The organism is Pseudomonas mohnii (assembly GCF_900105115.1).
Taxonomy (GTDB): Bacteria; Pseudomonadota; Gammaproteobacteria; order Pseudomonadales; family Pseudomonadaceae; genus Aquipseudomonas; species Aquipseudomonas mohnii.
In genome coordinates this window covers 2976239-2997962 of the sequence record NZ_FNRV01000001.1, presented here as the reverse complement: position 1 = coordinate 2997962, position 21724 = coordinate 2976239, and the positions used below count along the sequence as shown (strand labels likewise).

General features: G+C 60.2%; 22 protein-coding genes and 1 tRNA gene. 11 read left to right on the top strand and 12 right to left on the bottom strand.

Going from position 1 to position 21724, the window contains the following annotated elements; all coding sequences use genetic code 11:
- Window positions 1-38: 38 nt before the first annotated feature.
- The 5 genes from BLV61_RS13830 to BLV61_RS13810 all read right to left on the bottom strand — a co-directional run bounded on the left by BLV61_RS13830 (window position 39) and on the right by BLV61_RS13810 (window position 4259).
- Window positions 39-114: transfer RNA gene (locus tag BLV61_RS13830), tRNA-Phe, on the bottom strand.
- 103 nt (window positions 115-217) lie between these two features.
- The gene (locus BLV61_RS13825) at window positions 218-490 is read right to left on the bottom strand and encodes an oxidative damage protection protein (protein ID WP_003220737.1); all 273 of its coding nucleotides are present in this window, start codon (window positions 488-490) and stop codon (window positions 218-220) included.
- On the bottom strand, window positions 487-1554 hold the full coding sequence (gene mutY / locus BLV61_RS13820) for an A/G-specific adenine glycosylase (protein ID WP_090328021.1): 1068 nt from the start codon (window positions 1552-1554) through the stop codon (window positions 487-489). The genes BLV61_RS13825 and mutY overlap by 4 nt, the downstream gene beginning before the upstream one ends.
- The gene (locus BLV61_RS13815; protein WP_090465765.1) at window positions 1551-3776 is read right to left on the bottom strand and encodes an AsmA family protein; all 2226 of its coding nucleotides are present in this window, start codon (window positions 3774-3776) and stop codon (window positions 1551-1553) included. The genes mutY and BLV61_RS13815 overlap by 4 nt, the downstream gene beginning before the upstream one ends.
- A gap of 78 nt (window positions 3777-3854) precedes the next feature.
- Window positions 3855-4259 carry an acetyl-CoA sensor PanZ family protein gene (locus tag BLV61_RS13810; RefSeq protein ID WP_090465763.1) on the bottom strand — a complete coding sequence of 135 codons (405 nt, stop codon included), beginning with the start codon at window positions 4257-4259 and terminating at the stop codon, window positions 3855-3857.
- Between the two features lie 290 nt (window positions 4260-4549).
- Between BLV61_RS13810 and BLV61_RS13805 the strand changes: the two genes are divergently transcribed.
- The 7 genes from BLV61_RS13805 (at window position 4550) to BLV61_RS13775 (ending at window position 10623) form a co-directional block, all read left to right on the top strand.
- Window positions 4550-6214, top strand: coding sequence for an OFA family MFS transporter (locus tag BLV61_RS13805; protein ID WP_047536317.1), 1665 nt, complete (start codon window positions 4550-4552; stop codon window positions 6212-6214).
- Window positions 6215-6431: 217 nt separating this feature from the next.
- Window positions 6432-7025, top strand: a complete 594-nt coding sequence (hisB, locus tag BLV61_RS13800) for an imidazoleglycerol-phosphate dehydratase HisB (RefSeq protein WP_047536319.1) — start codon at window positions 6432-6434, stop codon at window positions 7023-7025.
- Window positions 7025-7663 carry an imidazole glycerol phosphate synthase subunit HisH gene (hisH, locus tag BLV61_RS13795; RefSeq protein WP_090465760.1) on the top strand — a complete coding sequence of 213 codons (639 nt, stop codon included), beginning with the start codon at window positions 7025-7027 and terminating at the stop codon, window positions 7661-7663. Before hisB ends, hisH begins: the two co-directional genes overlap by 1 nt.
- Window positions 7664-7927: a DUF2164 domain-containing protein gene (locus tag BLV61_RS13790; protein WP_090465758.1), complete on the top strand. Its 264-nt coding sequence runs from the start codon at window positions 7664-7666 to the stop codon at window positions 7925-7927.
- A gap of 92 nt (window positions 7928-8019) precedes the next feature.
- Window positions 8020-8769 (top strand): 1-(5-phosphoribosyl)-5-[(5-phosphoribosylamino)methylideneamino]imidazole-4-carboxamide isomerase, encoded by a 750-nt coding sequence (gene hisA, locus BLV61_RS13785; RefSeq protein WP_090465755.1) that lies wholly within the window; start codon window positions 8020-8022, stop codon window positions 8767-8769.
- A gap of 91 nt (window positions 8770-8860) precedes the next feature.
- Complete coding sequence (gene hisF / locus BLV61_RS13780; RefSeq protein WP_007897430.1) at window positions 8861-9631, top strand: imidazole glycerol phosphate synthase subunit HisF; 771 nt, start codon at window positions 8861-8863, stop codon at window positions 9629-9631.
- Window positions 9632-9867: 236 nt separating this feature from the next.
- On the top strand, window positions 9868-10623 hold the full coding sequence (locus BLV61_RS13775) for a substrate-binding periplasmic protein (protein ID WP_090465748.1): 756 nt from the start codon (window positions 9868-9870) through the stop codon (window positions 10621-10623).
- 54 nt (window positions 10624-10677) lie between these two features.
- Here the strand turns inward: BLV61_RS13775 and BLV61_RS13770 are convergent, their stop codons facing one another.
- The 4 genes from BLV61_RS13770 to gpmI all read right to left on the bottom strand — a co-directional run bounded on the left by BLV61_RS13770 (window position 10678) and on the right by gpmI (window position 15872).
- Entirely contained in the window at window positions 10678-11454 is a 777-nt protein-coding gene (locus BLV61_RS13770; RefSeq protein ID WP_090465746.1) for a divergent polysaccharide deacetylase family protein, read from the bottom strand.
- Between the two features lie 2 nt (window positions 11455-11456).
- Window positions 11457-12776 (bottom strand): S41 family peptidase, encoded by a 1320-nt coding sequence (locus tag BLV61_RS13765; protein WP_047536333.1) that lies wholly within the window; start codon window positions 12774-12776, stop codon window positions 11457-11459.
- A 31-nt stretch (window positions 12777-12807) separates the two neighbouring features.
- On the bottom strand, window positions 12808-14103 hold the full coding sequence (locus BLV61_RS13760; protein ID WP_047536335.1) for a murein hydrolase activator EnvC family protein: 1296 nt from the start codon (window positions 14101-14103) through the stop codon (window positions 12808-12810).
- A gap of 239 nt (window positions 14104-14342) precedes the next feature.
- On the bottom strand, window positions 14343-15872 hold the full coding sequence (gene gpmI / locus BLV61_RS13755) for a 2,3-bisphosphoglycerate-independent phosphoglycerate mutase (RefSeq protein ID WP_090465743.1): 1530 nt from the start codon (window positions 15870-15872) through the stop codon (window positions 14343-14345).
- Between the two features lie 153 nt (window positions 15873-16025).
- Here gpmI and BLV61_RS13750 point away from each other — a divergent pair, with 153 nt between their 5' ends.
- Genes BLV61_RS13750 through secB form a run of 3 tightly spaced genes read left to right on the top strand, consistent with a single transcriptional unit; the run spans window position 16026 to window position 17237 of the window.
- On the top strand, window positions 16026-16439 hold the full coding sequence (locus BLV61_RS13750; protein WP_047536339.1) for a rhodanese-like domain-containing protein: 414 nt from the start codon (window positions 16026-16028) through the stop codon (window positions 16437-16439).
- Between the two features lies 1 nt (window position 16440).
- A complete protein-coding gene (gene grxC / locus BLV61_RS13745; protein ID WP_008149430.1) occupies window positions 16441-16695 on the top strand; it encodes a glutaredoxin 3 in 255 nt (84 codons plus the stop codon).
- A 56-nt stretch (window positions 16696-16751) separates the two neighbouring features.
- Entirely contained in the window at window positions 16752-17237 is a 486-nt protein-coding gene (gene secB / locus BLV61_RS13740) for a protein-export chaperone SecB (RefSeq protein WP_047536344.1), read from the top strand.
- A 114-nt stretch (window positions 17238-17351) separates the two neighbouring features.
- Here secB and trmL read toward each other — a convergent pair whose 3' ends face one another.
- Entirely contained in the window at window positions 17352-17807 is a 456-nt protein-coding gene (gene trmL, locus BLV61_RS13735) for a tRNA (uridine(34)/cytosine(34)/5-carboxymethylaminomethyluridine(34)-2'-O)-methyltransferase TrmL (protein ID WP_090465740.1), read from the bottom strand.
- Between trmL and BLV61_RS13730 the strand changes: the two genes are divergently transcribed.
- Complete coding sequence (locus BLV61_RS13730) at window positions 17806-18246, top strand: hypothetical protein (protein WP_090465736.1); 441 nt, start codon at window positions 17806-17808, stop codon at window positions 18244-18246. The two genes, trmL and BLV61_RS13730, sit on opposite strands and share 2 nt — an antisense overlap.
- Window positions 18247-18984: 738 nt before the next feature.
- Here BLV61_RS13730 and ntrC read toward each other — a convergent pair.
- Both ntrC and glnL read right to left on the bottom strand, forming a co-directional pair.
- Window positions 18985-20421 (bottom strand): nitrogen regulation protein NR(I), encoded by a 1437-nt coding sequence (gene ntrC / locus BLV61_RS13720; RefSeq protein ID WP_047536349.1) that lies wholly within the window; start codon window positions 20419-20421, stop codon window positions 18985-18987.
- Window positions 20418-21503, bottom strand: coding sequence for a nitrogen regulation protein NR(II) (gene glnL, locus BLV61_RS13715; RefSeq protein ID WP_047536351.1), 1086 nt, complete (start codon window positions 21501-21503; stop codon window positions 20418-20420). The genes ntrC and glnL overlap by 4 nt, the downstream gene beginning before the upstream one ends.
- Window positions 21504-21724 lie beyond the last annotated feature (221 nt).

The following is a 21724-nucleotide window of genomic DNA, read 5'->3' as shown; positions in this document are numbered from 1 at the left end:
AAAAACCCTGAATCTTGCGATTCAGGGTTTTCGGTATTTGGTGCCCAGAGACGGAATCGAACCGCCGACACGGGGATTTTCAATCCCCTGCTCTACCGACTGAGCTATCTGGGCAACGGGGCGCATTAAAAGGGTTTTTCGGATTTACGTCAACGACTTTTTTAAAATTTCTTAAATTAATTCCGTCGCTTACGATCCGCCCCCCGATTTTGCAGGGTTACTCTGCAGGCGGAACGTAGCCTTCAGCCTTGGCGTAATCCTCGCCGGAGAAGTACTTGTCCATCTCGCCCTGCAAATATTTGCGGTCTTCGGCGTTCATCATGTTCAGGCGTTTTTCGTTGATCAGCAGGGTCTGGTGCTTTTGCCAGTCGGCCCAGGCCTTGGCCGAGACGTGGTCAAAAATGTCCTGGCCCTTGGCGCCCGGGAATGGAGCGCGCTCCAGGGCTGGCAATTCTTCTTTGTACTTGCGGCACATGATGGTGCGGGTCATGACGACTCTCCTGCGTTCAATACGGCGGCCGCGCGTTCGAGCAAGGTTTTGACCGGGGCGGCAAGGCCCAGGCGCGGCGGGGTGGCGAGGTTATACCAGAGCCAGTCGGCCTCGGCCACGTGGTGGCCGTCCTCCTGGACCTGTACCAGCCAGGGTTCGATGGATAACTGAAAATGGCTGAAGGTGTGCACCAGGTTCGGCAGGGCCTGTTGGTTGCCCAGCGCCAGAGAGTGCTGCGACGCCAGGTGCTGCAGGTCGTCGAGGTCATCGAGTTCCGGCAGGCTCCACAAACCGCCCCACAGGCCCGTGGAAGGGCGACGGTAGAGCAGAATCGCGCCGTCGCCATTGGCGAGCAGCGGCATCAGCGTGCGCTTCTGTGGCACGGCCTTGCGCGGTTTGGGGATCGGGTAGCGTGTCTCCAGACCGAGCATGTGCGCTTCACAGCCCTTTTGCAGCGGGCAGAGCAGGCAACTCGGCTTGCTGCGGGTACAGAGCGTGGCACCCAGATCCATCATCGCCTGGGTGTAGGCGTTGACCCGGTCATGGGGCGTAAAGCGTTCAGCGTTGGCCCAGAGCTGTTTGGCGACCTTGGGCTCGCCCGGATAACCCTCTTGCGCCGTAAACCGCGCCAGCACGCGTTTGACGTTGCCGTCGAGGATCGGCGCGCGCAGGCCCATGCTGATGCTGGCAATGGCCCCGGCTGTCGACAGACCGATGCCCGGAAGGTCGGTGAGTTTTTCCACGTCCCGCGGAAATTCGCCGCCGTACTGTTCGACGACGATCTTCGCGGTCTTTTGCAGGTTGCGCGCACGGGTGTAGTAGCCCAGGCCTGTCCACAGGTGCAGCACTTCGTCTTCCGGCGCAGCGGCCAGGGCTTCGACCGTCGGCAGCGAGGCCATGAAGCGGTCGAAGTAATTGAGCACGGTGCTGACCTGGGTCTGCTGCAGCATGATTTCCGAAACCCACACCCGATACGGGTTGATGTCCTGCTGCCAGGGCAGGTCGTGACGGCCGTGGCGGTCGTACCAGTCCAGCACCGCCGTTGAAAACTGCTCGGCTTTCATCGCTTGAACAGCCCCTTGAGTGCATCTTTCAGTTCAGGGCTGACTTTGTCGCCCAGCTTCTCGTCGATTTTTTCGCTGATCTTGTCGCCTGCCAGTTTGCTCGCGACCTGACCCATGCGCTCGTTATCGAGACGGCAAGCCTTGGCACCGAGCTCCAGCGGGCCGCGGCAACGCAGTGGCCACTCGATGCCGACAAACTTGTCGCCCACCTGGCAAGCGGGGTCCGGCATGGCGCTGGTATCGCCTTCGACGATGATGCCCACGCGGTAATCCATGCCCAGCACCCGCAGGTCGACATCACCGTCACCCTTGACGGTCATGCCCGGGATGCGCACTTTCAGGTCCGGGTTGCTGGCCACGCCGTTGTGGAAGGTCAGGTTGCCCTTGAGCTCCTGGAACGGTGTGTCCTTGCCCCGTGGCTCGCCGCTGAGGCTTTTGCGGTTGAGCGTGGCGATGCCCTTGCACAGTTGTTGTTCAAGGTTGGCGTTGAGCAACACGCCATTGTTGATGACGAAGCCGGCGTTGCCATTGAGGGTTTCGATCAGCGCTTTCTGGCTGTTGCCGTTGCCGGTCAGGTTGCTGTTGAGTGTGACCAGACCTTTGACCGGTGGATTCTTGCCCTGGCTTTCGAGGATTTTCTCCACCGGAACCCGGTTGATTTTCGTCTGCAGGTTCAGCGCGGGTACCTGCTGGCGTACATCCAGGGTGCCGGTGGCTTCGAAATTGCCTCCGTACAGATCGCCACGCAGGTTTGTCAGGGTCAGCAGTCCGCCCTGGCCGTTGGCCTTGAGCACGGCGTTCTGGATTGGCAGTTTGTCCAGGGTCAACTGGCCGAAGGTCAGATCGGCATCCACATCAAGTTTGCTCAGGCGCTCCACCGGCAACAGGCGCTCGCTGCTCCAAGCCCCCTTGGTCGGTGCCTGTGGCAGTGGTGTGCTGCCCGCGCCGGCCAGGGCATCCGCTTCGGTGCTGGCGACTTCGGCCTGACGCACTTGCGTCGCGCTGTTGGCCTCCGCCGATTTTGGCCGCAGGTAACGGTCGACATTGAAGGTGTCGGCCTTGAGCACCGCCCGCAGCGATTGCTTGGCGAAGTCCTCGACGGCGATGCGGCCACTGAAGGTGCTGTCGTCGACTTTGAGGTTGATGTCGTCCAGTACAAGGCTGCTCGGCGTGCCCGACAGGCGACTGACCAGTTCGACCTTGCTCAGGCTGCCCTCGGCCATGGCCGGGAGGGTCTGACCGATGCTGTCGACGAACTTCGCCAGATCAAACTGGGCGATCGAGAGGCCGCCACTGACCTGCGGCGTCTTGTCGAGGTCATTGACCTTCAGTTCACCCAGCGCACGCAGTTGGTTAGCGGAGATTTTGATGCCGGTCCACTCGGCGACGTTGGCCGCCTTGTCCAGTAACAACTGGCCCTGGGCGGCGAAGGTCATGGTCTTGCCTTGCAGCGGGTCGCCGGCCACTTCGCCGGACAGTCGCATGTCTTCGAGTTTGTAGCGCTGCAAGGCGCGTTCGAAACGCAGCTCGCCGTTGAGTTCGGTGCGCACCCGCAGAACCGGCTGGTTGGTACCCAGGAAAGCGGTGAGTTTGACCGGGATACTGGTCGAGTCATGCACCGGGCCGGTACTGAGCTGAATGCTTTCGGCGCTGAACTGCTTGCCGGTCTGCTCGTCGTTGTATTCAACGCGGGCGTTATTGATGGTCAGGCTGTCGATGTCGAGGCGGATCGGCTGGGACGGTTTTTCAACCTGGGCCGTGGTTGGGGGGGGCGATTCATTGGCGGTAGCGGCAGGCGTGCCAGCAGTGGTCGGCGCCGGGACCTTGCCGATGTCTTGCCAATTGCCGTGGCCATCCTTATCGCGGGTCAGGCGCAGATTCAGGCCTTCGACGCGCACATCGCTCATTTGCACTTCACGGCGCAGCAGCGGCAGCACGCGGACCGACAGGCCGAGCATCTGCAAGTCGGCAAACGGTTCGGTGGGCTTGGCCAGGGTCGCAACACCGGCATCGTGCAACTCCAGGCCCAGCCATGGGAACAGGCTCCAGCCGATATCGCCATTGAGCGTCAGCTCGATGTGGGCCTTGTCGCGGGCTATCTGGCGAATCTTGTCTTTGTAGTCGTTGGGATCGAAGAGGTGGGTCAGGGCAAAGCCCAGCGCCACAATGATCAGCAACAGCCCGAGAAGCACCAGACCCAGGATTTTGCCGAACGCTTTCATGGGCGAGTCCTTTTAATTAGTCGAATTCGTAATTTAGCCGAGGAGTATAGCGCCCCAAAACGGACGACCGGTCAGCGATCATTCCGCCAGAGCATCCAGCGGTACATGCAACTTGGCAGCCAGTGCTTGGGCTTCCAGATGTCCGGCGGGGGCCAGAAGACGCAATGAGGCGCCCGATTGCGCAGCCATTTTCTGCACTTCGCACACCAGGCGTTCTGCTACCCCACGACGACGGGTGATTTTTCGTACGCACAATTGAGACAAATACCAAGCGTCGGGGTGCCGTTGCAGGCGGGCAGCGCCCAACAGTCGGTCGTTGAAGCGTCCTGCAATCAGCGAACCTTCCTGCAGGCAGCTTTCAATCAGCTGTGTATCTGTGGCAAACGGTGTGAACAGCCAGTCCGGGGCATCGCGGTAAATTTTCTGCAGGTCTTGCTGATCCTGGTAGGTGGCTTCGTTCAGCGGCTCGACAATGATCGGCATATCGTTTCCTGTCAGTTATAAACGGATTGCTCCCTGTCGGAGATGCCGGCGGCTCGGGCCGTTCGGCAGCACCCACAGGAGAAGAGATCGGATAACGTACAAAACATGATGTCAGTTTGGTTTTACTGTCACGTGCAAATGGTAACCTTCGTCCGTTCGTCGGTCCTTCTGCGGCGAGTCGTCGCAGCAAAATGCAGCTTTAGCCTGAAAAAAACGGTCGTGCCTGCGTGCAATCAAGGCTGAGGGTGAGGAGTGACTGACGCACCATACTAATAATTGGGGGATACACAATGACCACGAGCATAGCGGCGGACGGCTTGAAAGCCGATCAGCCCGCGTTCCTGTCCAAGGAGCGCATCATCGCCAAGCCCGGTTTCAACCGTTGGCTGGTGCCACCGGCCGCGCTGGCCATCCACTTGTGCATCGGCATGGCCTACGGTTTCTCGGTGTTCTGGCTGCCACTGTCCAAGGCGCTGGGCATTACCGCTCCGGTGGCTTGCGCGCCGGACATGAGCTTCATCGCTCAAGTCTTTTCTTCGCAATGCGACTGGCCGATCTCGATGCTCGGCTGGATCTACACCTTGTTCTTCATCTTCCTGGGTTGCTCGGCAGCGATCTGGGGTGGCTGGCTGGAACATGCCGGGCCACGCAAGGCTGGCGTTGTGTCGGCGCTGTGCTGGTGCGGTGGTCTGCTGATTTCGGCGCTGGGTGTGTACACGCACCAGATCTGGCTGATGTGGATCGGCTCCGGTGTGATTGGTGGTATCGGCCTGGGCCTGGGTTATATCTCGCCAGTGTCGACCCTGATCAAGTGGTTCCCGGACAAGCGTGGCATGGCCACCGGCATGGCGATCATGGGCTTCGGCGGTGGCGCGATGGTCGGTGCACCATTGGCTGCGGCGTTGATGGGGCATTTCGCCTCGCCCACCAGCGTCGGCGTGTGGCAGAGCTTCCTGGTGATGGCCGCGATCTATTTCGTGTTCATGATCGGTGGCGCCTTGTCCTACCGCGTGCCGCCTACTGGCTGGAAGCCTGAAGGCTGGACCGCGCCGGTGAAGAAAGCGTCGAACGCGATGATCACGCATCGCCACGTCCACGTGAATGTGGCGTGGAAGACCCCGCAATTCCGTCTGGTGTGGCTGGTGCTGTGCCTGAACGTGTCCGCCGGTATCGGCATCCTGGGCATGGCTTCGCCATTGTTGCAGGAAGTGTTCGCCGGCAAGTTGCTGGGTAATGGGCTGACGTTTGGTCAGCTGGACGCGGCGCAACTGGCTTCGATTGCCGCGATCGCCGCGGGCTTCACTGGTCTGCTGAGCCTGTTCAACATCGGTGGCCGCTTCTTCTGGGCTTCGTTCTCGGACTATCTGGGCCGCAAAAACACCTACTTCGTGTTCTTCGCCCTGGGCTTTGCCCTGTATGCGCTGATCCCGAACCTCGGTCATTTGGGCAACATCTCGCTGTTCGTGGCGGCGTTCTGCATCATTCTGTCGATGTACGGCGGTGGCTTTGCAACGGTGCCGGCTTATCTGGCTGACCTGTTCGGTACGCAAATGGTCGGTGCGATTCACGGTCGTCTGCTGACCGCGTGGGCGGCGGCGGGTGTGTTGGGTCCGGTGTTGGTGAACTACCTGCGCGAGTATCAGCTGAGCATCGGCGTTGAGCGTGCGGCTGCCTACGACATCACCTTGTACATCCTCGCCGGCCTGCTGGTGCTGGGCTTCCTGTGCAACCTGCTGGTGCGCCCGGTGGCCGACAAGTATTTCATGACCGACGCCGAACTGGCCGCCGAACAGGCGCTGGGCCACGACAAGGGCGCTGACAGCAGCACCGTGCTGGAGTGGAAAGCTGATGCGGGCTCCAAGCCGTTGGCGGTGGCGGCGTGGCTGGTAGTGGGCCTTCCGTTGGCGTGGGGTGTGTGGGTGACCCTGCAAAAAACGGCAGTGTTGTTCCACTAAGGAACTGGCCCGAGTATTTTCAGGCCGATACCGAACCTGTGGGAGCGAGCTCGCTCCCACAGTTGTTTCATACCGTCCAGAATGGCTTGTATGGACATGTACATCGCCGACACCCCCGGATTCACTCCGTCAGCGATATCACCTCCCGTGTTTCTGTTTCCGGCCCGCGCCCCTATAATGGTTGCCTTTTTCGCCCAATGATTTTGCGGAGCTGGTGATGGCCGAACGTAAGGCGTCTGTCGAGCGCGACACTCTGGAAACCCAGATCAAAGCCTCGATCAACCTGGATGGCACCGGAAAGGCCCGATTTGAGATCGGTGTTCCTTTTCTTGAGCACATGCTCGACCAGATCGCCCGTCACGGGCTGATCGACCTGGATATCGTCAGTAAAGGCGACCTGCATATCGATGACCACCACACGGTGGAAGATGTCGGTATCACCCTGGGTCAGGCATTCACCAAAGCCATCGGCGACAAGAAAGGTATCCGTCGCTACGGTCACGCCTACGTGCCGCTCGATGAAGCGCTGTCGCGCGTGGTGATCGACTTCTCCGGCCGTCCCGGCCTGCAGATGCATGTTCCGTATACCCGCGCGACTGTCGGCGGCTTCGACGTTGACCTGTTCCAGGAATTCTTCCAGGGCTTCGTCAACCACGCCAATGTCACCCTGCACATCGACAACCTGCGTGGCCACAACACCCACCACCAGATCGAAACCGTGTTCAAGGCTTTCGGCCGCGCCCTGCGCATGGCCGTCGAACTCGATGATCGCATGGCCGGGCAAATGCCATCGACCAAGGGCGTCCTGTAATGCAGACAGTTGCGGTTATCGATTACGGCATGGGCAACCTGCACTCGGTGGCCAAGGCCCTCGAGCACGTCGGTGCCGGCAAGGTCCTGATCACCAGCGATGCGAATGTGATTCGCGAAGCCGACCGGGTGGTTTTCCCCGGCGTCGGCGCGATTCGCGATTGCATGGCGGAGATCCGTCGCCTGGGCTTCGACTCGCTGGTGCGTGAAGTCAGCCAGGACCGTCCGTTCCTCGGCATCTGTGTCGGCATGCAAGCCTTGCTCGACAGCAGTGAAGAGAACGACGGCGTCGACTGCATCGGCCTGTTCCCGGGCCAGGTGAAGTTCTTTGGCAAGGATCTCGTCGAAGACGGCGAACACCTGAAAGTCCCGCACATGGGCTGGAACGAAGTGAAGCAGAAGGTGAGTCACCCGCTGTGGCACGATATTCCGGACCTGGCGCGCTTCTACTTCGTACACAGCTACTACATCGCCGCCGCCAATGCGCGTCAGGTGGTCGGTGGCGGTCACTACGGTGTCGATTTCGCCGCGGCGCTGGCCGATGGCTCGCGTTTCGCCGTGCAGTTCCACCCGGAGAAGAGCCATACCCATGGCCTGCAGTTGCTGCAGAACTTCGCTGCGTGGGACGGTCGCTGGTAAATGGCCATCAAGAAATCCAGGCCGCCGATCCTCACGCTCACCCCTGAGCAGGAGAGCGAGGCCAACAGCAAGATCAAGCGTTTCATGGAAGACCGCTTCGAACTCGACCTCGGCACATTCGAGGCGGCTGAGATTCTTGAGCTGTTTACCCGTGAAATTGCTCCGCACTATTACAACAGGGCGATTTTCGATGTGCAGACGCACCTCAAAGAGAGGTTCGAAAGCATCGAAAGCGACCTGTGGGCGCTCGAAAAAAGCAGTTGAAAGCTTCAAGCTTCAAGCTGCAAGAATTAGTACGCGTGCTTGCTTGCAGCTTATAGCTTGCAGCTTGCAGCTCTTTTGACGAAGGAAAAAGCATGCTCATTATTCCCGCTATCGATCTTAAAGACGGTGCCTGTGTTCGTCTGCGCCAGGGCCGCATGGAAGATTCCACAGTGTTCTCCGATGATCCGGTGAGCATGGCTGCCAAGTGGGTCGAGGGTGGTTGCCGTCGTCTGCATCTGGTCGACCTGAACGGCGCCTTCGAAGGCCAGCCGGTCAACGGCGAAGTGGTGACCGCGATTGCCAAGCGCTATCCGAACCTGCCGATCCAGATCGGCGGCGGTATCCGTTCCCTGGAAACCATCGAGCACTACGTCAAAGCGGGCGTGAGCTACGTGATCATCGGTACCAAGGCCGTGAAGGATCCAGCGTTCGTTGCCGAAGCCTGCCGCGCGTTCCCCGGCAAGGTGATCGTCGGCCTGGATGCCAAGGATGGTTTCGTCGCCACCGACGGCTGGGCTGAAATCAGCACCATTCAGGTCATCGACCTGGCCAAGCAGTTTGAAGCCGACGGCGTGTCCGCCATCGTTTATACCGACATCGCCAAAGACGGCATGATGCAGGGCTGCAACGTACCGTTCACCGCCGCGCTGGCCGCTGCCACCAGGATCCCGGTGATCGCTTCCGGGGGTATCCACAACCTGGGCGACATCAAGACGCTGCTCGACGCCAAGGCGCCAGGCATCATCGGCGCCATCACCGGCCGGGCGATCTACGAGGGCACGCTGGATGTGGCAGAAGCTCAGGCTTTCTGCGATAGCTACGCGACCAGCTCCAAGCTGTAAGCTACAAGCTGCAAGTTAGAAGCGTGACTGCGGTCCGTTCTTTCTTGTAGCTTGAAGCTTGAAGCTTGCAACTCTTAATCGGAGATTAAGCATGGCCCTGGCCAAACGCATCATCCCTTGCCTGGACGTGGATAACGGCCGGGTGGTCAAGGGTGTGAAATTCGAAAACATCCGCGATGCCGGTGACCCGGTGGAAATCGCCCGTCGCTACGACGAGCAGGGCGCGGACGAGATTACTTTTCTCGACATCACCGCCAGCGTCGATGGTCGCGACACCACGTTGCATACCGTCGAGCGCATGGCCAGCCAGGTGTTCATCCCGCTGACCGTGGGCGGTGGCGTGCGCACCGTGCAAGACATTCGCAACCTGCTCAATGCCGGTGCGGACAAGGTCTCGATCAACACTGCAGCAGTGTTCAACCCGGAGTTCGTCGGCGAAGCGGCGCAGCATTTCGGTTCGCAATGCATCGTGGTCGCGATCGACGCGAAGAAGGTTTCCGGCCCGGGCGAAACCCCGCGCTGGGAAATCTTCACCCACGGCGGGCGCAAGCCGACCGGCCTCGACGCGGTTGAGTGGGCGAAGAAAATGGAAGGCCTGGGTGCTGGCGAGATCCTGCTGACCAGCATGGACCAGGACGGCATGAAAAACGGCTTCGACCTGGGCGTCACCCGGGCCATCAGCGATGCGCTGGGGATTCCGGTGATCGCTTCCGGCGGCGTCGGCAATCTGCAACACCTGGCCGACGGTATCCTCGAAGGCCACGCCAGCGCGGTGTTGGCAGCGAGTATCTTCCACTTCGGCGAATACACCGTGCAGGAAGCCAAGGCTTATATGGCCCATCGCGGAATTGTGATGCGCTAAGCTCTGCGCGAAAACTGCCTGCGCGACAATCATGCTGCGTTAAAAACAGGCTCGGAATGCTCATGTAGGCCCCTACAGTCGAACGCGACCCCGGCCGTTCCTCGCCTGTTTTTGCCTTGCCTGATTGCCGCTCGGCAAGTTTTCGCACAGACCTTCAACAAACCGATGCAGGCCAGTGGACATCATGGCGGGCTCAAGGCACTCTTGGGTACGCCATGGATTTCGGTAGCCAGACAATGTTTAAACGCCTTCTGCTTGTCCTCGCCAGCGCTTGCCTGTTGTTCCTCAGTGGAGTGCGGGCGGCAGACAATCCCGCCACCGACATAGTGTTGCTGACGGAAAACTTCCCTCCGTACAACATGGCGAAGAATGGCAAGAACTTTGCGCAGGACGAAAACATCAATGGCATCGCCACCGATATCGTCCGCGAAATTTTCAAGCGCGCCGAGATTACCTACAGCCTGACGCTACGTTTCCCATGGGAACGAATCTACAAACTCACCCTGGAAAAGCCCGGCTACGGGGTGTTCGTCATGGCGCGGCTGCCTGATCGCGAAAAACTCTTCAAATGGGTTGGCCCCATCGGTCCGGACGACTGGATCATGTTGGCCAAAGCTGACAGCAAAATCACCCTCGAAACCCTGGATGACGCCCGTCAATACAAGATTGGCGCCTACAAAGGCGACGCGATCGCCGAGACACTGGCCAAGCAGGGGCTCAATCCCATCGTGGTGCTACGCGATCAGGATAACGCCAGCAAGCTGGTCAACGGCCAGATCGATCTGTGGGCGACGGGAGATCCGGCCGGGCGCTACCTGGCGCGTCAGGAAGGCGTAAACGGGCTCAAGACCGTATTGCGGTTCAACAGTGCCGAGTTGTACCTGGCGTTGAACAAGGATGTGCCGGACGAGATGGTGGCCAGGCTTCAGGCGGCGCTGGATCAACTGCGCAAGGAAGGCAAGGTGGAAGAGATCATGGCGCGGTATCTCTAAAGCCGCTCTGCGGAGTTTTTTGCATTCCCCCGTGGGGGTGCGTGCTGCCGCTAACTAGCGGTACACCCCGTCCTTTCCATGGGCAGCTGTCGCCCTATTGCTGCGTACACTGATCATCTGCTTGATATCGATCCAGTTGATGCCCTGAGCCTTGAGCTTGGGCAGTTCGCGCTCCAGGACCGCCAGCGTCTGCGGATACGGATGCCCGATCATCACCGCCGAACCCTGTTTTTGCGCCAGGCTGATCGCCGTCTGGAGCTGCGTGAGGATCGCCGCCTCGGTGCGCTCGTCGTCCAGGAACACATCCCGAGAAACACTCGCCAGGCCGATCTTCTGCGCTTCGGCAGCCGCCACGGTTTGCGCGCTGGTGCGGCTATCGACGAAGAATTTGTGCCTCCCCTGCAAGTTCGCCATCAACCACGCCATCGCTGGTTGCTGAGCGGTCATGCGACTGCCCATGTGGTTGTTGATTCCGGCGGTGAAGGGCACTGCTTTGAACGCGGCGTCGAGGCGTTTCTCAAGTTCTTCGATGGGCAGGTCAGGGTGCCAGGCGAACGGACCGGTGGCCGGGTCCATGGGCATGTGCAGGATGACGATTTTGCCAGCGCGATGGGCCTCGCGAGCGAATTCGCCGGCGTGGGGCGTGTCGGGCATGATCGCCGTAGTCACCGGGCCGGGCAGCGCCAGCACACGACGATCCCGGGGCAAATTTTGCCCCAGGTCATCGATGATCAGGCTCAGATAGGCTTTGTGAGGCTTCTGCCTGGCGGGCTCCGCGTGAACAGTACCCGCCAGACAGCACAACAGCACGAGGATGAAGCGCAGCGTCATCCTCAACGGCCGGACGTAATGCTCAGCCCTTTGAGCAGGCTCAGGGCCTGGGCCAGTTGGTAATCATCGTCCTGCGGCATTGGCTTGGCCTTGCCGCTGGAACCGGTTGGTTTGTCGGCGCCGCCGTTGCCATTGCCCAGGTGGCCTTGCAGATCGGCTTCCTTGAAGTACTCGCCGTCCTGCTCGTTGGTGATCTTGGCCTTGCGCACCTCGATGTCCGGCACGATGCCCTGCGCCTGGATCGAGCGGCCGTTCGGCGTGTAGTACAGCGCCGTGGTGATCTTCAGCGCGCGGTCGTTGTTCAGCGGCAGCACGGTTTGGACCGAGCCTTTGCCGAAACTGGTGGTGCCCATCAGCACGGCGCGTTTCTGATCCTGCAGGGCACCGGCGACGATTTCCGAAGCCGAGGCGCTGCCGCCGTTGATCAGCACGACCATTGGCACGGCTTCGCTTTCGTCCTTGCCGGTGGCCGAGAAGCGCAGCTCGGAGTTGGCGATGCGGCCCTTGGTGTAGACGATCAGACCTTTGGTGATGAAGTGGTCGACCACTTCCACTGCCGCTTGCAGCACCCCGCCAGGGTTGTTGCGCAGGTCAAGAATAATGCCGTTGAGCTTCTTGCCGTTTTCCTTGCGCAGCTTGGCCAGAGCCTTGGAGACTTCTTCGCCGGTCTTGACCTGGAATTGGGTGATGCGGATGTAGCCGTAGCCGGACTCCAGCAGCTGGCTCTTCACGCTCTTCACTTGGATGATGGCGCGGGCCAGGGTCACGTCGAACGGCGTACCGCCATCGCGCACCAGGGTCAGGGTGATTTTCTGGCCGATCTTGCCGCGCATCTTGTCCACGGCTTCGGTCATGCTCTGGCCGCGAGTCGGCTGGCCATTGATCTTGACGATGAAGTCGCCGGCCTGGATGCCAGCCTTGGAGGCCGGGGTGTCATCGATGGGCGATACCACCTTGATGAAGCCGTCTTCGGCGCCGACTTCGATGCCCAGACCGCCGAATTCGCCGCTGGTGCTTTCCTGCAGTTCGGCGAAGTCTTCCGGGCCCAGATAGGCAGAGTGCGGATCAAGGTTGCTGAGCATGCCCTTGATGGCGTTTTCCAACAGGGTCTTGTCGTCTACCGGCTCGACATAAGCGGCTTTGATCCGATCCATGACCTCGGCAAAGGTGCGCAACTCTTCCAGGGGCAATGGCGCCTTGGTGGTCGCAGCAGTGCCAGCAGGCGCGACGGCCGGGGCCGGTTGAGCGGCAAACGCCAACGGCGCGCCGATCACCAGGGCGATCGTCAGGGCCAGCGAGGTAAGGCGGGACAAATGCAGCATGTCGAACGAACTCCTGAATTAGGCGGCACGCTTATCCTTGCGCGCGGCACCATTGCGCCGGATCACTCGGGTGACCCTGCTGACGAATAGCAAAATACAGCGCTGGTGTGTCCTGCCCGCCACTGTTACCGACAGTGGAGATGGACTCACCGGCTTTTACCACGTCACCCGCAGACTTGAGCAGCGTCTGGTTGTGACCGTAAAGACTCAAAAAACCGTTGCCGTGGTCGAGAATCACCAGCAACCCGGCACCGCGCAACCAGTCGGCGAACACGACGCGACCGCCGTGAACCGCATGCACCGCGCTGCCGGCGGAGGCGCCGATCATCACGCCGTCCCACTTGGTCCGGGCATCGTCGCCACGGCTTTCACCGAAGCGTGCCAACAGTCGACCGTCGACAGGCCATGGAAGTTTGCCTCGGGTTGACGCAAATGGACCGCCAAACGTCTCGCCTGAACTGGAGACCAGTGCGCCAGGTGTCGATTTAACGGGTTTGCGTGGGGCGTCGTCGGTGGCTTCTGCCTGTGCCTGGGCCTCACGTAAACGCTTTTTTTCGGCTTCCTGCTGGGCTATCAGCGCTTTTTGCCGCGCTTCTTCAGCCTCACGAGCCTGGCGGGCCAGGGTTTCTTCGATGGTTTTAAGGACTTTAGACAGGTCTGCCTGATCCTGCTCGCGGGCGGCCAGTTTCTGGTCGCGCGCCTTGACGTCGTCATTGAGCTTGGCCAGGACTTGCTGGCGCTCCTGGCGAACTTTCTCGAGTTCGCCGCGCTGGGTTTCCAGGCTGCTTTGCTGCACGAGCAATTGCGCTTGCTGGGCGGCGATGTCTTTTTCGACATTAGCCAGCTGGCGCAGGGTTTCGTTGAAGTTCTTCAGCTGTTCCAGGCGGGCCTGGCTCAGGTAGTCGTAATAGGTGAGGGTGCGGGCGAATTTCTCGGGGTTCTGCTGATTGAGCAGCAGCTTGAGATACTCCTGACGGCCATTCTGGTAGGCCGCGCGGGCCTGGATGGCGATCAGTCGTTGCTGTTCAGTGCGTGCGCTCTGGAGTTTTTTTTTCTCTGCATCGAGCCGCTGCAGCTCGGATTCGCTCTTCTTCAGCTCTTTTTGCAGGGCTTCGACCTGCTTCTCGAGCTTGCCCATTTCGGTCTCGGTGCCTTTCAGATCTTTCTGGATACCGGATTTTTCTTCCTGCAATTTGCCCAGCAGTTTTTTCAGCTCGGCAATGTCCTGGCGCGTAGCGTCCAGCTGCTGTTGGGTTTGCGCGCGCTCGTCAGCAAAGGCCGGTTGGAGCAGGCAAGTCAGAGCGAGGGCTATCAGGACGCGAAGCATAGAGGCGGGCGACACCAGGGAAAGGGACGGCCTAGTATGCCCGCCCCACGCTGCAAAAAAAACGCCCAATTGGGGCTGTGTGATAACTGGAGGGGAATGCAGGGGGAATTAGGCTTCCAAACCGCCAAAAACCACTGTGGGAGCGGGCTTGCCCGCGATGGCGGCCTGACATTCAACATAGAAGTTGGCTGGCAGATTGCTATCGCTGGCAAGCCAGCTCCCACAGGGATTAACGGTGATTACACCAAAATGGAAGTCCCGGTCATTTCCGCCGGTTTTTCCAGGCCCAGCAGTTTCAGCATGGTCGGGGCCACATCCGCCAGCACGCCGCCTTCGCGAACCTTCAGGTCGCGCTTGCCAACATAAATGAACGGCACCGGCTCGGTGGTGTGCGCGGTGTGCGCTTGACCGGTGGATTCATCGGACATCTGCTCGACATTGCCGTGGTCGGCGGTGATCAGCGCTTCGCCACCGACTTTTTCCAGGGCTTCGACGATACGGCCGACGCACTGGTCCAGGCATTCAACGGCTTTTACCGCCGCGTCGAACACGCCGCTGTGGCCAACCATGTCGCCGTTGGCGTAATTGACGACGATCACGTCATAACGCTGGTGTTCGATGGCATCGACGATGCGATCGGTCACTTCCGGCGCGCTCATCTCTGGCTGCAAGTCATAAGTGGTGACTTTCGGCGACGGAATCAGGATGCGCTCTTCGCCCGGGAACGGTTCTTCGCGACCACCGGAAAAGAAGAAGGTCACGTGGGCGTATTTCTCGGTTTCAGCGATGCGCAGCTGAGTCTTGCCGTTTTTCGCCAGGTAATCGCCCAGCACGTTTTCCAGGCTGCCGGCGGCGAAGGCGGCTGGCGCGGGAATGCTGGCGGCGTATTGGGTCAGCATCACGAAGCCGGCCAGTTTTGGCTGGCGCGCGCGTTCGAACTCCTTGAAGTCGTCTTCAACGAAAACGCGGGTCAGCTCGCGGGCGCGGTCGGCGCGGAAGTTCATGAAGACAACGGCGTCGCCGTCCTCGACTTTCACCGGTTCACCGATGGAGGTGGCCTTGACGAACTCGTCGCTCTCGCCACGCTCGTAGGCCGCTTGCAGGCCTTCCTGGGCGGTGGCGGCGTTGAATTCGCCCTGGCCATCGACAATCAGGTTGTAGGCCTGGGCTACGCGGTCCCAGCGGTTGTCGCGGTCCATGGCGAAATAACGACCGATGAGGCTGGCGATGCGGCCCTTGCCCAGCGCCTGGAAAGCCGCGTCCAGCAGTTCGATCGACGATTGCGCGCTTTTCGGTGGGGTATCGCGGCCATCGAGGAAGGCGTGCAGGTAGATTTTTTCCGCGCCGCGCTTGGCGGCCAGTTCAGCCATGGCGACCAGGTGATCCTGGTGACTGTGCACCCCGCCATCGGACAACAGGCCCATGAAATGCACGGCTTTACCGGCGGCAACAGCTTTGTCCACGGCGGCGCAGATGGTCGGGTTCTCGAAGAACTCACCGTCGCGGATCGATTTGGTCACGCGAGTGAAGTCCTGATACACCACGCGGCCAGCGCCGAGGTTCATGTGGCCAACTTCGGAGTTACCCATCTGGCCATCCGGCAGGCCGACGTCCATGCCGCTGCCCGAGATCAGGCCGTTCGGCGCGGTGGCCCACAAACGGTCGAGCACAGGCTTCTTGGCGGCATAGATGGCATTGCCTTCCTGGCTTTCACTGTGACCGAAGCCGTCGAGAATCATCAGGACCAAAGGTTTAGGCGTGGTAGTCATGGAATCCACTCGTGGCTGAGATAAAAAGGGGTGATGGAAAAGGGAGTGGCAGTTTAAAGCGAAGTTCCTGCGGCGTCACCGCCGGACGGGGTTTGGCCCACCTTGGTGGCTGTGTATACTGGCCGACATTTTAACGCCCTGGAACCTCCTTCGATGGTTGCTCACCTGATTGAATTTGCCACTAACCACTACATTCTCGTCGGTATCTTCGTCGTACTGCTGGCGTTGCTGATTGCCTACCAAATGCAGGGCGGCGGCCGTAGCCTGAGCACCGGCGAACTGACCGCACTGGTCAACAAGGACGCCGGGGTAGTGGTCGACATCCGTCCGAGCAAGGATTTCGCCGCTGGTCACATCGTGGGCGCGGTGAACATTCCCCAGGACAAACTGGCCGCCCGCATCGGCGAGCTGGAAAAACACAAGGCCAAGACCATCATTCTGGTCGATGCCCTGGGCCAGACCGCCGGCACTCACGCTCGCGAGCTGATGAAATCCGGCTTCACCGCCGCCAAGTTGTCCGGTGGCGTTTCCAGCTGGAAAGCCGACAACCTGCCGCTGGTGAAGTGATATGAGCAACGTCGTCGTCTATTCCAGCGATTACTGCCCTTATTGCTCGCGAGCCAAGTACCTGCTCGAGAACAAAGGCGTGGCCTTCGAAGAGATCAAGGTCGATGGCAAGCCGCAGGTGCGCGCCGCAATGGCTCAAAAAGCCGGACGTACGTCCGTGCCGCAGATCTGGATCGGCAGCACCCATGTTGGCGGTTGTGATGATTTGTTTGCCCTGGAGCGCGCCGGCAAGCTCGACGCGATGCTCAAGGCCTGACTGCTGTATTCAAAACAAGCAAACCTAAAAGACCCCTGGATCAAGAAGGATCTGCGATGACTGACCAACAGAACACTGCTGCGAACGAAGAAGAAACTGCACCGCAATTCTCCTTGCAGCGCATTTATGTCCGTGACCTGTCCTTCGAAGCCCCGAAAAGCCCGGCGATCTTCCGCCAGCAGTGGGAACCGAGCGTCGGTCTGGACCTGAACACCCGTCAAAAGGCTCTGGAAAACGATTTCCATGAAGTCGTGCTGACCCTGTCGGTCACGGTGAAGAACGGTGACGAAGTGGCGTTCATCGCTGAAGTGCAACAGGCCGGGATCTTCCTGATCAAGAACCTGGATGACGCTTCGATGAGCCACACCCTCGGCGCGTTCTGCCCGAACATCCTGTTCCCGTACGCTCGCGAAACCCTGGACAGCCTGGTGACCCGTGGTTCGTTCCCGGCGCTGATGCTGGCTCCGGTTAACTTCGACGCGCTGTACGCGCAAGAGCTGCAACGCATGCAGGCGGCTGGCGAGACTCCAACCGTTCAATAAGCGGGTCCAAATGTGGGAGCGAGCTTGCTCGCGATGAGGTCATCAGCTTCAACATTGATGTTGACTGAAACACCGCCATCGCGAGCAAGTTCGCTCCCACATTTTTTTGCGGTGTTATTTGAAGCCGTTCTGCCGCCAAGCCTCGTACACGGCCACGGCTACGGTGTTGGACAGGTTCAGGCTGCGGCAGCCTTCGCGCATCGGCAGGCGCAGGCGTTGTTCGCCGGGCAGCGCGTCCAGCACTTCGGCGGGCAGGCCACGGCTTTCGGGGCCGAACAGGAAGGCATCACCCTCGGCGAAGCTGGCGTCGTGGAATGGCCGCGAACCCTTGGTGGTGAAGGCGAACACTCGCGGATGGCCGAGGCTTTCCAGGCAGCTCGCAAGGTCTGCGTGGCGTTGCAGGGTGGCATACTCGTGATAGTCGAGGCCGGCCCGGCGCAGTCGCTTGTCGTCCATCTCGAAGCCCAGCGGTTCGATCAAATGCAGGTGGCAGCCGCTGTTGGCGCACAGCCTGATAACGTTGCCGGTATTCGGCGGAATTTCCGGTTGGAAGAGGATGACGTGAAACATGCACGGCTCCGAAGGTAAAGATGAGCGGCATTCTACGCCGCAACCCGACTCTCGTTCGAAACTATTCCCGCGCGTGATGGGTTCGCTGGCGATTGTCGGGGTGATGGTCGGGATGATGATCGGACGCCTGACCACGCCCGACCCCAGCGAACTGCAGCAGGTCGAAGTGATGGATAACGGGCTGGTGGTCTGGTTCAACAATGAACCCAAGGTCCATGGCGAGATTGTCGATGGCAGTGTCGCGTTGTTGTTCGAAGCCGAAGGCAAGGTGCAAAAGGGTCAACTCAAGCTCAACGGCAAGGACGTCAACTGGCGAACGCGTTTGAGTGATGGGGGGTTGTTGCTGACGCTGGTGGCGGCCCGGCCCCTGCAGGGCGACTGGACCGGAAGCGAGGTCGATGACCGCTGGCGGCTGGAGATCCATCTCCGAGAGCAATAAAAGAGGGAATCCCCGGCCTGCCTGTACCAAGGTTCCCAAAACGGGAGGGTTCACGCATTGCATCGTGAACCCGGTGTAAAGGGGGAATCCCCGGCCTGCCTGTACCAAGGTTCCCAAAACGGGAGGGTTCGCGCATTGCATCGTGAACCCGGTGTAAAGGGGGAATCCCCGGCCTGCCTGTACCAAGGTTCCCAAAACGGGAGGGTTCGCGCATTGCATCGTGAACCCGGTGTAAAGAGGGAATCCCCGGCCTGCCTGTACCAAGGACCCCAAAAACGGCGGCTCGTCGCTAGTGCGGTGTGAGCCCGGTGTAAAGGGGGAATCCCCGGCCTGCCTGTACCAAGGTCCCCGAAACTGGGTAGTGAACTGAATCACTGAATGGACTATTGCAGGGGGCGTGCCAGGTTTTAACAATATGAAACAGATATCCGCCGGATAACGCTGAAAGCCCCGTATTTCGGGGCTTTCGTGTTTTTTCGATTGGGGTTCGATTGCGAATTCAGGCGAGATGTCGGATCAGAAGTAGTGCCCGATTGCAGGTCACGGTGCGTTGCGGCGGTGCACAGGGTGCTAAATGTTGGCCGGCAGCAATGATGTTGAATGTGCCGGCCCCATCGCGAGCAGGCTCGCTCCTACAGGGGAGTGGTGTTCACGCGATTGCGAAAACACTCAGGACCCACGGTGGGAGCGAGCCTGCTCGCGATTGGATGCTGTGGTGAGTGAAGCACTGAAGGTTGCTTAACCTTCATCCCCCTCATCGTCATCCCCGCCATCGACCTTCATCCCCAGCTCCTTGATCTTGCGAGTCAGGGTGTTGCGACCCCAGCCCAGCAACACGGCGGCATCGCGACGACGGCCTGCGGTGTGCTTGAGGGCGGTTTCGATCATGATCCGTTCGAACGCCGGCACCGCGCTGTCGAGCAGACTCGACTGGCCACGCGCCAGCGCCTGATCAGCCCATTGGCGCAGCGCCTGCTCCCAATTGGTCACCGGTGCCGAATCCTGAGGCAGGCTCAGCAGCTCCGGCGGCAAGTCACCGATGTGCACTTCACGGCCTGATGCCATGACGGTGATCCAGCGGCAAGTGTTCTCCAGCTGACGCACGTTGCCCGGCCATGGCAGGTTTTTCAGGTATTCCTCGGTTTCGTTTTTCAGCAGCTTCGGCTCGACGGCCAGCTCCTGCGCGGCACGGCTGAGGAAGTGCTTGGCCAGGGTCGGGATGTCTTCGCGACGATCCGACAGGCGCGGAATGTGGATGCGGATCACGTTGAGGCGGTGAAACAAGTCCTCACGGAATTTCCCGGCGTGCACCAGGGTTTCCAGATTCTGGTGCGTTGCGGCGATGATTCGCACATCGACCTTCACCGGCACGTGACCACCGACGCGATAGAACTCGCCATCGGCCAGGACCCGCAGCAGCCGAGTCTGGGTGTCGGCCGGCATATCGCCGATTTCATCGAGGAACAGCGTGCCGCCGTCCGCCTGCTCGAAACGCCCGCGCCGCAGGTTAGCCGCGCCGGTGAAGGCGCCTTTCTCGTGGCCGAACAGCTCGGATTCCATCAGGTCTTTGGGGATCGCCGCCATGTTCAGCGCAATGAACGGCGACGCCGCGCGCGGACTGTGACGGTGCAGGGCGTGGGCCACCAGTTCTTTACCGGTACCCGATTCGCCATTGATCAGCACGGTGATGTTGGAGTGGCTCAAGCGCCCGATGGCGCGAAACACTTCCTGCATCGCCGGCGCTTCGCCGATGATTTCGGGGGTGCGGGTCAGGGTCGGGGCGACTTCGAGTCCTTGCTGTTCCTGGGCGTGCTGGTTGGCGCGCTTGACCAGGGACACCGCCTCGTCGACATCGAACGGCTTGGGCAGGTATTCGAACGCACCGCCCTGGTAGGACGCGACAGCGCTGTCCAGATCGGAGTGCGCGGTCATGATGATCACCGGCAGCCGTGGGTGTTGTTCGCGAATCCGTGCCAGAAGGTCCAGGCCGCTGGCGCCTGGCATGCGGATGTCGGAGATGATCACGTCCGGCTGCTGGCGAGCCAGGCGGCTCATCACGCCATCGGCGCTGTCGAAGCTTTGCGTGGTCATGCCTTCTTGTTGCAAGGCTTTTTCCAGGACCCAACGGATAGAACGGTCGTCATCGACGATCCACACGGTTTCACTACGGCTCATGTCGATGTGGCTCCTTGTTCCAGTGGCAGAAAGATCGAGAAAGTGGTGTGGCCCGGGTGGCTGTCACACTCGATCAGGCCCTGGTGCTGGCTGATGATGTTCTGGGTAATGGACAGGCCCAGCCCGGTACCGTCCGGACGGCCGCTGACCATGGGAAAGAAAATGGTTTCCTGTAGTTCCGCAGGAATGCCCGGGCCGTTGTCGATGATTTCGATCTTGGTCACCAGACGATGGCGTACGTGGCCGATGGTGAATTGGCGCATGGCACGGGTGCGCAGCGTGATGCGGCCCAGGCGCAGCTCGTTCTGGCTGCTGATCGCTTGCATTGCGTTACGCACGATGTTCAGCACGGCCTGAATCATTTGTTCGCGGTCGATCAGGACGTCCGGAATGCTTGGGTCGTAATCGCGCACCAATGTGATGCAGCCCTGACTTTCGGCCTCGACCAAGTGACAGACGCGCTCCAGCACTTCATGGATGTTGCACATGGCCAGCGACGGCAGTTTGTTGGAGCCGAGCATGCGATCCACCAGATTACGCAGGCGATCGGCTTCTTCAATGATCACGTTGGTGTAGTCGCGCAGGCTTTCTTCCGGCAGTTCGCGGGCCAGCAATTGTGCCGCGCCACGAATCCCGCCCAGCGGGTTCTTGATTTCGTGCGCCAGGCCACGCACCAGCATCTTGCTGGTTTCCTGTTTCGACAGCTGCGCTTCTTCCTTGGTGATCCGCAACAAACGGTCACGGGGATGGACCTCGAGCAATAGCAGGGTGTCGCCATTGCTCAGGATCGGCGTGACCGCGTAATCGACCGTCAGGGTCTGGCCGGTGAGGGCGGTGAGCATCGCTTCGCGCTTGGTGAACGGATGCGCCTGCTGCACCGCCTGGCGCAAGGAATTCAGCGCCTCGGTGGACTCGGTGAACAGCTCGCTGATGAACTGCCCGTGGCTGCGCTGGCCGCTGATGGCCAGGAGCATTTCCGCGGCCGGGTTCATGTACTCAAGGCGCAATTCGGCATCGAGCAGGATGGTCGCCGTGGTCAGGTTGTCGAGTAGCAAGCGGTGTAGTGCGTCACTGATGGTCATTCAGGACCTCTTTTGGCGCATGAATAAAGAGCTGATGCGAGGAAACTGCAAAAACCAAACCAAGGCTCCGAAAAGAAGCGTCGTCCCCCTGAAACAGGCGTTTGACGCTCGATTGCGTGGCGCTCTGCCAGCTTTTGCGGGTACTTTCGAACCAAAATGGGTTGGATTTCGACGTGAGTGCAACCAATCGCACCAATATAGTGCGCAAACCTGAACGAGAT